General features: G+C 65.0%; 12 protein-coding genes. 8 read left to right on the top strand and 4 right to left on the bottom strand.

Annotated elements, in window-relative coordinates; translation table 11 throughout:
• Positions 1–10: 10 nt before the first annotated feature.
• Together pcaG and pcaH are read right to left on the bottom strand one after the other, a co-directional pair.
• Positions 11–649, bottom strand: coding sequence for a protocatechuate 3,4-dioxygenase subunit alpha (pcaG, locus tag ACIGGF_RS01815; protein ID WP_397519719.1), 639 nt, complete (start codon positions 647–649; stop codon positions 11–13).
• Positions 642–1,358: a protocatechuate 3,4-dioxygenase subunit beta gene (gene pcaH, locus ACIGGF_RS01810; RefSeq protein ID WP_397519851.1), complete on the bottom strand. Its 717-nt coding sequence runs from the start codon at positions 1,356–1,358 to the stop codon at positions 642–644. The genes pcaG and pcaH overlap by 8 nt, the downstream gene beginning before the upstream one ends.
• A gap of 109 nt (positions 1,359–1,467) precedes the next feature.
• On the opposite strand from pcaH, the gene ACIGGF_RS01805 reads away from it, so the two are divergent.
• The gene (locus ACIGGF_RS01805; protein WP_397519718.1) at positions 1,468–2,217 is read left to right on the top strand and encodes a CoA transferase subunit A; all 750 of its coding nucleotides are present in this window, start codon (positions 1,468–1,470) and stop codon (positions 2,215–2,217) included.
• Entirely contained in the window at positions 2,214–2,861 is a 648-nt protein-coding gene (locus ACIGGF_RS01800) for a CoA transferase subunit B (RefSeq protein ID WP_397519717.1), read from the top strand. The genes ACIGGF_RS01805 and ACIGGF_RS01800 overlap by 4 nt, the downstream gene beginning before the upstream one ends.
• Here the strand turns inward: ACIGGF_RS01800 and fdhD are convergent.
• The gene (gene fdhD / locus ACIGGF_RS01795; protein WP_397519716.1) at positions 2,838–3,683 is read right to left on the bottom strand and encodes a formate dehydrogenase accessory sulfurtransferase FdhD; all 846 of its coding nucleotides are present in this window, start codon (positions 3,681–3,683) and stop codon (positions 2,838–2,840) included. The genes ACIGGF_RS01800 and fdhD overlap by 24 nt on opposite strands.
• 60 nt (positions 3,684–3,743) lie before the next feature.
• Positions 3,744–5,888: a 4-alpha-glucanotransferase gene (gene malQ, locus ACIGGF_RS01790; protein ID WP_397519850.1), complete on the bottom strand. Its 2,145-nt coding sequence runs from the start codon at positions 5,886–5,888 to the stop codon at positions 3,744–3,746.
• A gap of 215 nt (positions 5,889–6,103) precedes the next feature.
• Between malQ and ACIGGF_RS01785 the strand changes: the two genes are divergently transcribed.
• The 6 genes from ACIGGF_RS01785 to ACIGGF_RS01760 are packed head-to-tail and all read left to right on the top strand — an operon-like array spanning position 6,104 to position 13,849.
• Positions 6,104–6,535, top strand: a complete 432-nt coding sequence (locus ACIGGF_RS01785; protein WP_397519715.1) for an ATP-binding protein — start codon at positions 6,104–6,106, stop codon at positions 6,533–6,535.
• The gene (locus tag ACIGGF_RS01780; RefSeq protein WP_397519714.1) at positions 6,535–7,317 is read left to right on the top strand and encodes a SigB/SigF/SigG family RNA polymerase sigma factor; all 783 of its coding nucleotides are present in this window, start codon (positions 6,535–6,537) and stop codon (positions 7,315–7,317) included. Before ACIGGF_RS01785 ends, ACIGGF_RS01780 begins: the two co-directional genes overlap by 1 nt.
• A gap of 44 nt (positions 7,318–7,361) precedes the next feature.
• Positions 7,362–9,353, top strand: coding sequence for a prolyl oligopeptidase family serine peptidase (locus ACIGGF_RS01775; protein ID WP_397519713.1), 1,992 nt, complete (start codon positions 7,362–7,364; stop codon positions 9,351–9,353).
• Positions 9,354–9,362: 9 nt separating this feature from the next.
• On the top strand, positions 9,363–12,032 hold the full coding sequence (locus ACIGGF_RS01770) for a valine--tRNA ligase (RefSeq protein WP_397519712.1): 2,670 nt from the start codon (positions 9,363–9,365) through the stop codon (positions 12,030–12,032).
• A complete protein-coding gene (locus tag ACIGGF_RS01765) occupies positions 12,033–13,463 on the top strand; it encodes a bifunctional folylpolyglutamate synthase/dihydrofolate synthase (RefSeq protein WP_397519711.1) in 1,431 nt (476 codons plus the stop codon).
• On the top strand, positions 13,460–13,849 hold the full coding sequence (locus ACIGGF_RS01760; RefSeq protein ID WP_397519710.1) for a DUF4233 domain-containing protein: 390 nt from the start codon (positions 13,460–13,462) through the stop codon (positions 13,847–13,849). The genes ACIGGF_RS01765 and ACIGGF_RS01760 overlap by 4 nt, the downstream gene beginning before the upstream one ends.
• Positions 13,850–13,914 lie beyond the last annotated feature (65 nt).

Below are 13,914 nucleotides of genomic sequence, written 5' to 3'. Positions count from 1 at the left end.
GCGTCGTCCTTCACAGTGCGAAGAACGGAGTCTCGTCGCCGTCCGGATCGGTGTTCTGCAGCACGATGTCGAGGTGATATCCGCCGTCGACCGACGTTGCGACGAGTCTGGCACGCTTGCGCTCCGGCAAGGCGCACAACACCGGATCGGTGGCATTGGCTGCTGCCTCGTCCGGGAAGTAGACGCGGGTCACCACTCGCTCGAGCATGCCACGAGCGAAGATTCCGACGTCGACGTGCGGCGCTTCGACGGCGTCGTTCTCGGCCGGTAGCGGACCCGGCTTGACCGTCCTGATCGTCATCGTTCCGTCGGAGTCGGCAAAGGCGCGACCGAACCCACGAAAGCCCTCGATTCTGGGTGTCGCCGCGCCCCGCGGATCGTCCGGATGGTCGAAGCGTCCATCGGCATCGGCCTGCCAGGTCTCGATCATGGCGTCGGAGACCGGTTGACGAGCTCCGTCGAGGACGGTGAACGACAGGCTGACCGCGTCGGCCGTGCCCGGGGGCACCACGTCCGCGCCGTCCGGCCAGAGCAACCCGATGTGAACATAGGGCCCGACCGTTTGAGAGGGCGTCTGGCCGAACGACGCGGTGCTGTGATCGGCTCCGAGCACCACCGGGTACCGGGGAGCGAACTCGCTGTCAGTCATCGTGATCGTCCTCCTCGAACGGGGTGGCATTTCGTCCGCGCAGTACGATGTCGAACTTGAACCCGAGGGCCCAGTTCTGCTGTGTCGCTTCGTAATCGAAGGAGCTGATCATGCGTGCGCGGGAGTCTTCGGGGGCGGCGTTGTAAATCGGATCCTGAAAGAACATGGGGTCGTCCGGGAAGTACATCTGGGTGACCAGCCGCTGGGTGAACGCATGGCCGAACAGTGAGAAGTGGATGTGGGCCGGCCGCCATGCATTGTGGTGGTTGCCCCAGGGGTAGGCCCCCGGCTTGATCGTGGTGAACCGGTACCGGCCGTCGGCGTCGGTGAGGACTCGCCCGACGCCGTCGAAATGGGGGTCCAGCGGAGCCGGCCAGCGGTCGCCTGTATGCCGGTACCGCCCGCCCGCATTCGCTTGCCACACCTCGACGAGGGTGTTGGGGATGGATCTGCCGTCGCTGTCGAGTACGCGCCCGTGCACGATGATGCGTTGTCCCTGCGCTTCACCGCCGCGCGCGAGTGTGAGGTCGGCATCGGAGGCGGTGACCCGTCCTTCACCGAGCACGGGTCCAGTGATTTCGGTGAGTCGCTGGGGGAGGAGTGTCAACGGTTGTGCCGGATGACGCAGGGCGGTGGTGCGGTACTCCGCGAAGTCGCGCGGGGCATGGACACCCGACTGATCCCGGTATTCGGGTGGGAGGTGAAGCATCGACGGCTCCTGACGATCGTGGTGATCACGCACACAGGTCACCGTACAGATGTGTTCGCATGGTGGCAACCTGTTCACATCACGCACAATCTCGGGTACCGTCGCTGCCATGTTGGACAAAGTCGTGGCCAGTGCCACCGAAGCGGTAGCGGACATCCCCGACGGGTCCTCGATCGCTGTGGGCGGGTTCGGGTTGGTAGGAGTACCGGAGATCCTGATTGCGGCAGTGCTCGCGCAGGGTGCGACCGATCTCGAAACCATCAGCAACAACTGCGGAACCGACGGGTTCGGTCTCGGCGTTCTGTTGGCGCAGCACCGTATTCGTAGAACGATCAGCTCCTACGTGGGGTCGAACAAGGAATTCGCACGGCAGTACCTCGGCGGTGAACTCGAAGTGGAGCTCACTCCCCAAGGCACCCTGGCCGAGCGACTACGTGCCGGTGGTGCCGGCATCCCGGCGTTCTTCACCCCCGCCGGCGTCGGGACGCAGGTTGCCGACGGGGGTCTGCCACTGCGCTACGACGGCAGCGGGGGCATCGCCGTGGCGAGTCCGCCGAAGGAGACTCGCGAATTCGACGGGGTCGCCTATGTGATGGAACGCGGCATCGTGGCGGACTACGCCCTGGTCCACGCGTGGAAGGGCGACAGGCACGGCAACCTGGTGTTTCATGCCAGCGCACGAAACTTCAACCCGCCCGCCGCCGCATCGGGTCGGATCACGGTGGCGCAGGTCGAGCACCTGGTCGAACCGGGGGAGATCGGTCCGGACGAGGTACACACTCCGGGTATCCACGTGCAGCGAGTGGTGCACGTCGGCCCGGTCGAGGTCGGCATCGAGCAGAGGACGGTACGAGCATGAGCGCGAAGATGACCCGCGAACAGATGGCCGCTCGGGTGGCGCAGGAACTCGGCGACGGGCAGTACGTCAACCTCGGAATCGGCATGCCGACCCTCGTGCCCAACTACATTCCGACCGACGTCTCGGTGATTCTGCACTCCGAGAACGGTGTGCTCGGTGTCGGCCCGTATCCCACCGAGGACGAGCTCGATCCCGAGATCATCAACGCGGGCAAGGAAACCATCACCGTGCTGCCCGGCTCCTCCTACTTCGACTCCGCGCAGTCGTTCGGAATGATTCGCGGCGGTCAGGTCGACGTTGCGGTGCTGGGCGCGATGCAGGTCAGCGCCACCGGTGACCTCGCGAACTGGATGATCCCCGGGCACATGGTCAAGGGGATGGGCGGCGCGATGGATCTGGTGCACGGCGCGCGTCGCGTGATCGTGATGATGGAACACGTCTCGCGCACGGGTGAGCCGAAGATCCTCGAGCAGTGCACTCTGCCGTTGACCGGAAAGGGGTGCGTGCACAGGATCATCTCGGACATGGCCGTGCTCGACGTCACCGAGCACGGTCTGCGACTCGTCGACACTGCTCCGGGTGTCTCCGTCGACGAGGTGCGAAACGCCACTGCGGCCGAACTACTCGTCGACGCCACCGTCTGAGATGTGTACGCGGTCGGTGTGCGAGTAGAGATTCATCGAGTGCCCGCGGAGGAAGCCGACGACCGTCAGTCCCGCTTCGCTCGCGAGATCGACAGCAAGAGACGACGGCGCAGAGACGGCGGCAAGGATCGGAATCCCCGCCATGACCGCCTTCTGCGCGAGCTCGAACGAGGCTCGGCCACTGACCATCAGCACCGTGCCGCGCAACGGAATCCGATCGTTGGTCACAGCCCAGCCGACCACCTTGTCGACGGCGTTGTGGCGCCCGACATCCTCGCGCAGTACCAACATCTCACCGTCGGCGGTGAACAGTGCTGCGGCGTGCAGACCGCCGGTCGCGTGGAACACCTTCTGCGCAGCGCGCAACGTGTCGGGTAACCCGGCAAGAGTCTCGGAGGTGACGACGACCGTGTCGGCCGCGGGGGAGTGCTTGGTGCGCAGCCGAATTGCGTCCAAGGATCCCTTGCCGCACACCCCGCACGACGACGTCGTGTAGAAATTCCTCTCGACACCCGTCTCGGGCGGCGCGACACCCTCGGCCAGCGTCAGATCCAGGACGTTGTACGTGTTGGCACCCTCGTCGTCGACCCCGTCGCAGTAACGAGCGGCAGCGATATCGGCTCCCGAGGCGATCACGCCTTCCGTCAGCAGGAAGCCGTGTGCAAGCTCGACATCGTGCCCGGGCGTGCGCATGGTCACGGCCAAAGCCTTGCCGTCCGTCCGCAATTCGAGCGGCTCCTCCACCACGAGGGTGTCCGGGCGGTCGACACGGTGCCCGCCCCGCAGCCGAACGACCGGTCTGCGCGCAGTGATGCGACCCATCAGTGCCGGCCGTCGTCTGGTCGAATTCGATAGTTCATCCTTCGATTGTGGACCTTCGTGTCACCCATCCGTCGACTCGGTGGCCATAGCCGCCACCAACGACACCATCCGAGGATGGTCGACCAGATCCTCGACCAGCACCCGCTTGCCGTCAGCATCGGCCAGCGGAACCTTCCAGTTGCGGTACTGCGTCTCGTCGGTACCTGGCTGGTTCTGGATGCGGTGCTCCCCGACGGCGTCCACCAGCGCGACCCCGATCAGCAGCGATGGGCTCCGCTGGACGAGACGATGAAGTGCTTCCACGGTCGCGCGCGCATCGGCGTCGGACGGGAGCACACCGCGCTCGCGCGCCAAGTCGAGCACGGCCTCGCGTTTGCGGGCGTCGCCTTCCTTTTCGGCCTCGATGTCGCGCTCGAGAAGCCCGAGACGTGATCGCAGATCGATGTGCTCACCTTCGAGATACCCCGCCGTGGGTGGCAGGTCGTGCGTGGTCACCGAGGTCAAGCACAGGCTCCGGTACTTCTCGGGCGGAATCGGCCCGGATTCGTCGGCTTCGAACCACAGGATCGAGGTGCCGAAGATGCCGCGTTCGGTGAGGTACTCCTGCACCATCGGCTCGAAGACGCCGAGATCCTCGCCGACCACCACTGCACCCGCACGCTCGGCTTCGAGGGCCAAAATGCCGATCAGAGCTTCGTGGTCGTATTCCACATACGTTCCGCCACCGGCATTTTCGGCTTCCTGCGGAATCCACCACAGACGGAACAGGCCCAGGATGTGGTCGACGCGAATGCCCCCGGCATGGCGGAGCACAGTGCGCAGCATGTCGCGGTAGGGGATGTAGGCCATCTCGCGAAGACGGTCGGGATCCCACGGCGGTTGGTTCCAGTTCTGGCCCTGCTGGTTGAAATCGTCCGGCGGTGCACCCACCGTCACACCGGAGGCGAGTACGTCGCCGAGTGCCCAGGCATCGGCCCCGCCCCGCGCGACGCCCACGGCGAGGTCGTGCATGATGCCGATGTCCATTCCGGCGTCGAGAGCAGCGCGCTGCGCATCGGCGAGTTGCTCGTCGCAGATCCACTGCAGCCACATGTGGAAATCGATGCGGTCGGCCAACTTCGCGCGTTGCTCCTGGACGAAGTCGGTCCGCGGATGCGCTGCCCGATCGGTCCACGCCGGATCCCGGGGACCGAACTTCTCGGCCAGCGCACTCCACACAGCGAAGTCGCGCAGGCCGGATCCCTCGCGCTCGATGAACGCTCGAAATGCAGATTCACGTGCCGGGCTGCGTTCGACCTTGTGAACCCGTTCCAGAGCACGAAGTTTGGCCGAGAAGGTCCGGTCGCGATCCAGCTTCTTGGTTCGTGTGTTCGCCTTGTCGAACCGTTCCGCTGCGTCGCGGACCTTGCCGAACTGTTTCGGCGACAGCTGTGCGGTCTCGCGAATGTTCTCGACTCGAATGTAGAGCGAGTTGAAGAACCGGCGCGTGGTCGGCAGATACGGTGACGCCTCGACCGGGATGGTCGGCCGGTCGGCGTGCAGCGGATTGACCAGCAGGTAGTCGAATCCGTGCTCGCGGCCCGCGATATCGGCCATGTCCGCGAGATCCCCGAGATCGCCGATGCCCCACGACCGTCTCGAGCGCACCGAGTACAGCTGGGTGAGCAGTCCGGTCCGCTGCCGATCCGCCAGTTCTGCGTTGGGAGACAGCGATTTCGGCGTGACCACGACGACGGTGTCCGAGGTGCGCACGGTGTTGTCCTCCCCGATCGTCGTCGCGGTGAGGCTGTGCCAGCCCAGCGGGGCATGACCGGGAACGACGAACGTGGCGCGACCGATCAGGCGACCGTCGACCTCACGCGGATCGACCCACACATCGGCCTGGGTGACGTCGATGGTGTCGCCGTCCTCGGAGACCATCGACACCTCGACCGGATTGCCGTGGGGCACGTGTACCCACACCACGGCATCGGTGCCCTGCGTGGCCACCACCACCGGTGGTAGCAACCGTCGCCACGGAGCGTCGTCGATGTCGGCCAATGCACGGGTGACGTCCTCCGGGGACTCGGTGGCGTAGCCACGTGCAGCGAGCACCCGAGCCAGGGTGTCGTCGCTCACTTCGTGTTCGGTGTCGTCCCACCCCTTGTACGAGGTCGACGTTCCGAGACGTCGGGCGAGAGTGCGAAGTGCCTGCGAGTAGTCCACATCCGAGTAATCCACACCGTCGATCGTGCCAGTTCGCCGTCCCCGCGTCATGCGGGCCACCGGGTCGCTGATCGGCCGTTCGTTCGGTCGCGGTGTCGCGCGACTTCGGCGCGTGAACCGCGAGGATTGAAACGTGGTCGGCTGGGTAGTCTTGCTCGGCAAACGGTAATCTCGGCAAACGTAATTGAAGTGCTCGGCGACGATGGGAAGTGCGGATGGCTGGGGTCAGCAAGATCGAAGAACTGGAGCGAGGTTCCGGTGCACCGGTCGAGCTGAGGGTGCGCGCCGAGGCGGACCAACTTCCGGTGGTGCGCGCCGTCGCGGAAACCCTCGTGGTTCTGAGCGACTTCACGCTCGACGACATCGCCGACGTCAAGCTGGTCGTGGACGAAGTGTGCTCGCAACTGATCAAAGGTTCGGTTGCGGACTCCGAGCTCTCGTGCTTGTTCTCGGTCGGTGACTCCGGAATTCGGATCGTCGTCACGTCCACGCTGGCTGCCACGTCCGTGCCGAAGAAGGACAGCTTCGGCTGGCACGTTCTGCAAACCCTGACCGACTCCATCGAACTGCGCGCAGACGACGCAGCAGAGCACGATGCAGTCCGCACGGTTGCCATCGACGTGGTCAAGCGGAGGAGCACGGTCTAGTGCCGGTGCACGAACGAAGCACGCGGCGAGAGTCCGACGACTACAGCGACGTGGTCGCGCTCATTCAGCAGATGCAGGCGCTCGACGAGAATTCACCGCAGCGCCGAGTCCTGCGTGATCGCATCATCACCCGGTGCCTCCCGCTCGCCGAACACATTGCGCGCCGCTTCGGTGGTCGTGGCGAAGCTCACGAAGATCTGCTGCAGGTTTCACGGCTCGGCCTCGTCAATGCGGTCGATCGATTCGACATCGAGCGTGGATCGGATTTCGTGTCGTTCGCCGTGCCCACGATCATGGGCGAGGCCCGCCGCTACTTCCGCGACGCGGGATGGTCGGTGCGGGTACCGCGGCGCATGAAGGAACTCAACTCGATGATCTCCCAGGCGGTGGGATCGCTGTCGCAGAAGTTGGGTCGCGCCCCTACCGCCACCGAAATCGCCGCCGAACTGGGAATCGATGTGAAGGAAGCATCGCAGGCGCTGCTCGCGCGCAGTGCGTACCAGACGGTGTCGGTCGACTCGGTGGTGAGCGAGGATCGGCTTCCGTTGATGGACACCCTCGGTGCCGACGATCCCGAACTCGAGAAGATGGAGAGCTATCTCGCCGTACGCCCAGCGCTCGAGAAGTTGCCCGAACGGGAGCGGCGCATCGTGGTGCTCCGGTTCTTCGGGTCGATGACTCAGACTCAGATCGCCGAAAAGGTGGGCATCTCTCAGATGCACGTGTCTCGAATTCTTGCCCGTACGCTGACCCAGCTGCGTGAGGATCTCGGCGAGGACTGAGGATCTTCACGGGGTCCGGCCGGCCCTGTGGCTAGGCTCGGTGCATGAGCATCTTCGACGACCTCGACTCCTACATCGGAGCCCGGCGGGTGACCGATCTGGCCGTGAGTCCGGACTTCACGCGCGCGGTGATTGCCGTTGCTGCACTGGATGATTCGCGCACAGAGCATCGAACGGCGTTGTGGGAGCTCGCTGTCGATGGCAGGTCACCTGCTCGGCGCATCACGCACGGGGAGTGGGGCGAGAGTGCGCCGGTGTTCACCGGTGGCGGCGACCTGTTGTTCTTGCGTAGGACGAGCAAGGACGATCCGGCCCGGCTGTGGATTCTGCCTGCAGCGGGCGGCGAGGCGCGAGTGCTCGAGACGCGATCTGCAGGAGTCACCGGAATTCGGCCGGCTCTTTCGGGGGCCGCATTCGTCGGGTTCTCGCCGGTGTTCGGCTCGTCGAACACCGACGAGGATGACGACGCTCTGCGCACCGAACGGACCGCCAACAAGGTGGATGCGATTCTGCACACCGGTGTTCCGGTGCGGTACTGGGATCACGATCTGGGGCCGGCGACTCCACATTTGTTCGCGGGATCGGCAGAGGTTCGGACCGGATTACGTGACCTCACCCCGGACGCGCGCGCAGAATTGCACGAAGCGGCTTTCGACGTCAGCTCCGACGGTTCGTTCGTCGTATCGACCTGGTCGATACCCGGAGCTTTGGCGACGGTGCGCACAGTGTTGGTTCGCATCGACACCGCGACGGGGGAGCGCACCACGATCGTCGACGACGTCGATGCCGACCTGGGTTCGCCGGCGATCTCGCCCGACGGCGCGTCCGTGGTGTTCGTACGCGAATCGCTCTCCACTCCCGAGGACGCTCCGCGAATGACGCTGCAGCGCTTCGATTTCGAATCTTCGTCGGTCGTCGATCTCGCGCCCGGCTGGGACCGGTGGCCGATCGACCCGGTGTGGCTCCCGGATGGATCGGGCGTGCTCGTGACCGCGGACGACGACGGCCGGTCACCGATCTTCGTCGTCCGGGCCGGCGCGCAACCACGTCGGCTCACGCACGCGAACGATGCTTACACCCGCGTGCACGTCTCCTCGGACGGTTCCAGGGTGCTGGCGCTTGCCGCCTCGTATCTGGCTGCGCCCCATCCGGTGTCGATCGACCTGTCCGACGGCACCGCCACCTCGCTCGACACCGGCGTCGAGCACGGCCCGCTGCCCGGCACTCTCACCGAGGTCGACACGATCGTGGCCGACGGTGCCCGGGTGCGAGGCTGGCTGGCGTTGCCGGAGGGCGCGTCCGAGGCCGTACCCGCGCCGTTGCTGCTGTGGGTGCACGGTGGGCCTCTGGGTTCGTGGAACACGTGGTCGTGGCGATGGAATCCGTGGCTGATGGTCGCGCGTGGATACGCGGTGTTGCTGCCCGATCCGGCGTTGTCCACCGGTTACGGCCAGGAGTTCGTGCAGCGAGGGTGGGGCGCGTGGGGCAAGGCCCCGTTCACTGATCTGATGGCGTTGACCGACGTTGCCGTGGAGCGACCCGACATCGACGACACCCGCACCGCTGCGATGGGCGGATCCTTCGGCGGATACATGGCCAACTGGATCGCGGGCCACACCGACCGCTTCGATGCCGTGGTCACCCATGCGAGTCTGTGGGCTCTCGATCAGTTCGGACCGACGACCGACGCCCCGTGGTACTGGGCGCGGGAGATGTCGCCGGAGATGGCCGTGGAGAATTCCCCGCACCTGTTCGTCGCGGACATAACGACCCCGATGCTGGTGATTCACGGCGACAAGGACTATCGCGTGCCGATCGGCGAGAGTCTGCGGCTGTGGTACGAATTGCTCAGCGAGTCGGGTCTGCCCGCCGACGACGAGGGCAACACAGAGCATCGATTCCTCTACTTCCCGGCCGAGAATCACTGGATCCTGAGCCCGCAGCACGCGAAGGTCTGGTACGAGGTGGTGCTGGCATTCCTCGCCCAGCACGTACTGGGTGAGAGCGCATCGATGCCGCGAATCCTGGGCCACTAGAATCGCCCGGTGACGAGTTCCGTGCCAGAGACCCCCGCCAATCCAGCAGACCGCTTGCCCAAGAACTGGGACCCGAGCGAGGTAGAGGCCGAGCTGTACCGATCCTGGGTGGACGCCGGGTACTTCGAGGCCGATGCCTCCAGCGACAAGCCGCCGTACTCCATCGTGCTGCCCCCACCCAACGTCACGGGCAGCCTGCACATGGGCCACGCTCTCGACCACACGCTGATGGACGCGCTGAGCCGTCGCAAGCGAATGCTCGGGTGCGAAGTTTTGTGGCTTCCGGGCATGGATCACGCGGGTATCGCGACGCAGACCGTCGTGGAGAAACAGCTCGCTGCAGACGGAAAGACCAAGGAAGAGTTCGGCCGCGAGCAGTTCATCGACAAGGTCTGGGACTGGAAACGCGAATCCGGTGGCACCATCGGCGGCCAGATGCGACGCATCGGCGACGGTGTCGACTGGAGCCGAGAGCGTTTCACGATGGACGACGGTCTGTCCGAGGCCGTGCAGACCATGTTCAAGCGCATGTTCGACGACGGGCTGATCTACCGCGCGGAACGACTGGTCAACTGGTCTCCGGTGCTGCAGACCGCAATTTCCGACATCGAGGTCAAGTTCGAGGACGTCGACGGTGAACTCGTGTCGCTGCGGTACGGCTCTCTCGACGATTCCGAACCGCACGTGATCGTCGCGACCACGCGTGTGGAGACGATGCTGGGCGACACTGCGGTTGCGGTACATCCGGACGACGAGCGATACAAGGCTCTGGTCGGTACCACTCTCGAACATCCCTTCACCGGACGCCGGATTCCGATCATCGCCGATGACTACGTCGACCCCGAATTCGGCACGGGTGCGGTGAAGATCACGCCCGCACACGACCCGAACGACTTCGAGATGGGCGTGCGGCATTCGCTGCCGATGCCGTCGATCATGGACAAGGCCGGCCGAATCACCGACACCGGAACGCAATTCGACGGTATGGACCGCTTCGAGGCGCGCGTCAAGGTTCGTGAGGCCTTGGCCGAACAGGGTCGCGTGGTCGCCGAGAAGCGGCCGTACCTGCACAGCGTCGGACACTCCGAGCGCAGTGGTGAGCCCATCGAGCCGCGTCTGTCCCTGCAGTGGTGGGTCAAGGTCGACGGCCTCGCGAAGGCGGCCGGTGACGCAGTTCGAGACGGCGATACCGTGATTCACCCCAAGAGTCAGGAACCGCGCTGGTTCGCGTGGGTCGACAACATGCACGATTGGTGCATTTCGCGTCAGTTGTGGTGGGGCCATCGGATTCCCATCTGGTACGGACCGGACGGCGAGACCGTCTGCCTCGGACCGGGCGAGAGCGCACCCGAGGGCTGGGAACAGGATCCCGACGTCCTCGACACCTGGTTCTCGTCCGGATTGTGGCCGTTCTCCACCATGGGGTGGCCCGAAGCCACGGCCGATCTGGAGAAGTTCTATCCCACCGCCGTTCTGGTGACCGGCTACGACATCCTGTTCTTCTGGGTCGCTCGAATGATGATGTTCGGCACCTACGTCGGCAACGACGACGCGATCACAGCGGGCAAGCAAGGGCCGCAGGTGCCGTTCCGGGATGTGTTCCTGCACGGACTGATTCGCGACCAGCACGGCAAGAAGATGTCCAAGTCGCGGGGAAACGGAATCGATCCGCTCGATTGGGTCGAACGGTTCGGTGCCGATGCACTGCGCTTCACGCTCGCTCGCGGGGCGAATCCCGGTGCCGACATGTCGGTCGGTGAGGACCACGCTCAGTCGTCGCGAAACTTTGCCAACAAACTGTTCAACGCCACCAAGTTCGCGCTGATGAACGGCGCGGCACCAGCCGATCTGCCGGCGCGTTCCGAGCTCACCGATGCCGACCGGTGGATACTGGACCGGCTCGAACAGGTTCGAGCAGAGGTGGATTCGGCGTTCGAGCGCTACGAGTTCAGTAAGGCCTGCGAAGCGTTGTACCACTTCGCCTGGGACGAGGTGTGCGACTGGTATCTCGAGATCGCGAAGGTGCAGTTCGCCGACGAGGCCATCGCGCTCACCACCCGTGGAGTGCTCGGTAACGTCCTCGACGCCCTGTTGCGATTGCTGCATCCCGTCATCCCGTTCGTCACCGAAACGCTGTGGAAGGTGCTCACCGGCGGCGAATCGCTGGTGGTCGCGTCGTGGCCCACTCCCGCCGTCGAGTCGCTGGATCCTGTTGCGGCACAACGTATCGAGGACATGCAGCGACTCATCACCGAAATCCGTCGGTTCCGTAGCGATCAAGGACTCAAGCCGTCTCAGAAGGTGGCGGCCCGCATCGTCAGAGTCCCCGAATCCGATCTGGACGGGCAGATCTCGGCGGTCACCGCACTGGCGCGACTGACCGAACCCGCCGAGGATTTTGCCGCTACGACCTCGGTCGAGGTGCGACTGAGCAAGGCCACCGTGGTCGTCGAACTCGATACCTCGGGCACCGTCGACCTCGTCGCCGAGCGGGCCCGACTGGTGAAGGACCTGGCCGCTGCGGAGAAGGAGCTGGCGCAGACCACCGGCAAGCTCGGCAACGAAGCGTTTCTCGCCAAGGCGCCGGATGCGGTGGTGGACAAGATCAGAACGCGACAGTCGATCGCTCAGGAAGAGATCGTCCGGATCAACGCGCGCATCGAATCGATGGGGAACTAAGTGACCGAACCCGACGAAGCACTGCCGACGCCGCCACCGAGTCCGGTCGACCTCGCCGAGCTGGCGTTGGTCGAAGCGGAGCTCGACAAGCGCTGGGGCGAAACGAAGATCGAGCCGTCGACCGCCCGGATCTCTGCACTGATGGATCTCCTCGGATCGCCGCAGAAGGCGTATCCGTCCATTCACGTGGCCGGCACCAACGGCAAGACCTCGGTCACTCGCATGATCGACGCCCTGCTCACTGCCTTCCATCGACGCACCGGCCGCACCACCAGCCCGCACCTGCAGATGGCTACCGAGCGGATCAGCATCGACGGTCGTCCCGTCTCGCCCCGTCTCTACGTCGACACCTACAACGAGATCGCACCGTTCGTCGAGATGATCGACGCGCAGTCCGTGGCAGCCGGTGGACCGCGGATGAGCAAGTTCGAGGTGGTCACGGCCATGGCCTTCGCAGCGTTCGCCGAGGCTCCGGTCGAGGTCGCCGTCATCGAGGTCGGACTCGGCGGTCGCTGGGACGCCACCAATGTCGTCGACGGTGAGGTGGCCGTCATCACCCCTATCGGGCTCGATCACGTCGACTTCCTCGGCGACGATCTCGCCGGAATCGCGGGGGAGAAGGCAGGGATCATCAAGAAGGCACCGGAATCGCTCGTGCCCCGCGACACCGTCGCGATTCTGGCGAAGCAGAAGCCCGAGGTCTCCGAGGTTCTGCTTCGGGCAGCGGTGCAGGCCGACGCAGCGGTGGCGCGGGCGGGATCGGAATTCACCGTGCTCGGCAGGCAGATCGCGGTGGGCGGTCAGCAGTTGGAACTGCAAGGTCTCGGCGGGGTCTACACCGACATCTTTCTCCCTCTGCACGGTGAACATCAGGCGCACAATGCGTCTCTCGCACTGGCTGCGGTCGAAGCGTTCTTCGGTGCCGGTCCCGATCGTCAACTCGATGAGGACACCGTCCGCGCCGCATTCGCGACGATCGTCAATCCTGGCCGGTTGGAGCGGGTCCGCAATGCGCCGACCGTGTTCCTCGACGCCGCCCACAACCCGCACGGAGCCGCAGCCCTAGCTGCCGCCCTGGAAGACGAGTTCGACTTCCGCAAACTGGTCGGCGTGGTGAGCGTCATGGCCGACAAAGACGTCGGAGCCATTCTCGACGAACTCGAGCCGGTCTTCGACGACATCGTCGTGACCCACAACGGGTCGGCACGGGCGATGGATGTGGACGCCCTGGCCGACATCGCCGTGGCCAAGTTCGGCGACGAACGAGTCGTGGTGGCGTCGACGCTGCCCGATGCCCTCGAGACAGCCATCGGACTGGCCGAGGAAGTTGCCGAACCAGGAGAAGCGGTGTCCGGTGCGGGCGTCGTGGTGACCGGCTCGGTGGTCACGGTCGGAGCAGCTCGCACCCTGTTCGGAAAGGATCCCGCGTGAGCGACACCGAGTTCGGACCGCCTACCAACGACCCGTGGAAGGGATTTCGCGGCGTCAGTGCAGGCACGCTGGTACTCGAAGCCATCGTGGTTCTGCTCTCGCTGCCTGTGGTCGCCGTCGTGGGCGGCGGGGCGACGTGGTTCTCCACCACCTACATCGTTCTACTCGCCGTCGCGATGATCGCCGGTGCGGGCAAGCAGGGTGAGCCCTGGGCGATGAAGTTCAACCTGATACTGCAGGTCTTCGTTCTGCTGGGAACGGTATTCCATCTGTCCATCGGCATCGTGGGCCTGATCTTCATCGCGGTCTGGCTGTATCTGCTCTACCTGCGGCGGGACATCACCGAGCGGATCCGGCGCGGAATGCTGCCGGGGCAACGCGACTGACGAATCGACCCGTCCGTTTCGGCGATCCGACGCGCGCGGCTGCGCTTCGGTCCACTACTGTCGTC

Origin of the sequence: Rhodococcus sp. NPDC078407, assembly GCF_044542515.1 — a bacterium.
Lineage (GTDB): Bacteria > Actinomycetota > Actinomycetes > Mycobacteriales > Mycobacteriaceae > Rhodococcoides.
This window is presented reverse-complemented; position numbering and strand designations above follow the sequence as displayed.

Bases quoted from the DNA above. Each gene is read 5' to 3' on its own strand.
- ACIGGF_RS01805 (WP_397519718.1), top strand. From the start codon at position 1,468: ATGTTGGACAAAGTCGTGGCCAGTGCCACCGAAGCGGTAGCGGACATC.
- pcaH (WP_397519851.1), bottom strand. From the start codon at position 1,358: ATGCTTCACCTCCCACCCGAATACCGGGATCAGTCGGGTGTCCATGCC.
- pcaG (WP_397519719.1), bottom strand. From the start codon at position 649: ATGACTGACAGCGAGTTCGCTCCCCGGTACCCGGTGGTGCTCGGAGCC.
- ACIGGF_RS01785 (WP_397519715.1), top strand. From the start codon at position 6,104: ATGGCTGGGGTCAGCAAGATCGAAGAACTGGAGCGAGGTTCCGGTGCA.
- fdhD (WP_397519716.1), bottom strand. From the start codon at position 3,683: ATGGGTCGCATCACTGCGCGCAGACCGGTCGTTCGGCTGCGGGGCGGG.
- ACIGGF_RS01775 (WP_397519713.1), top strand. From the start codon at position 7,362: ATGAGCATCTTCGACGACCTCGACTCCTACATCGGAGCCCGGCGGGTG.
- ACIGGF_RS01800 (WP_397519717.1), top strand. From the start codon at position 2,214: ATGAGCGCGAAGATGACCCGCGAACAGATGGCCGCTCGGGTGGCGCAG.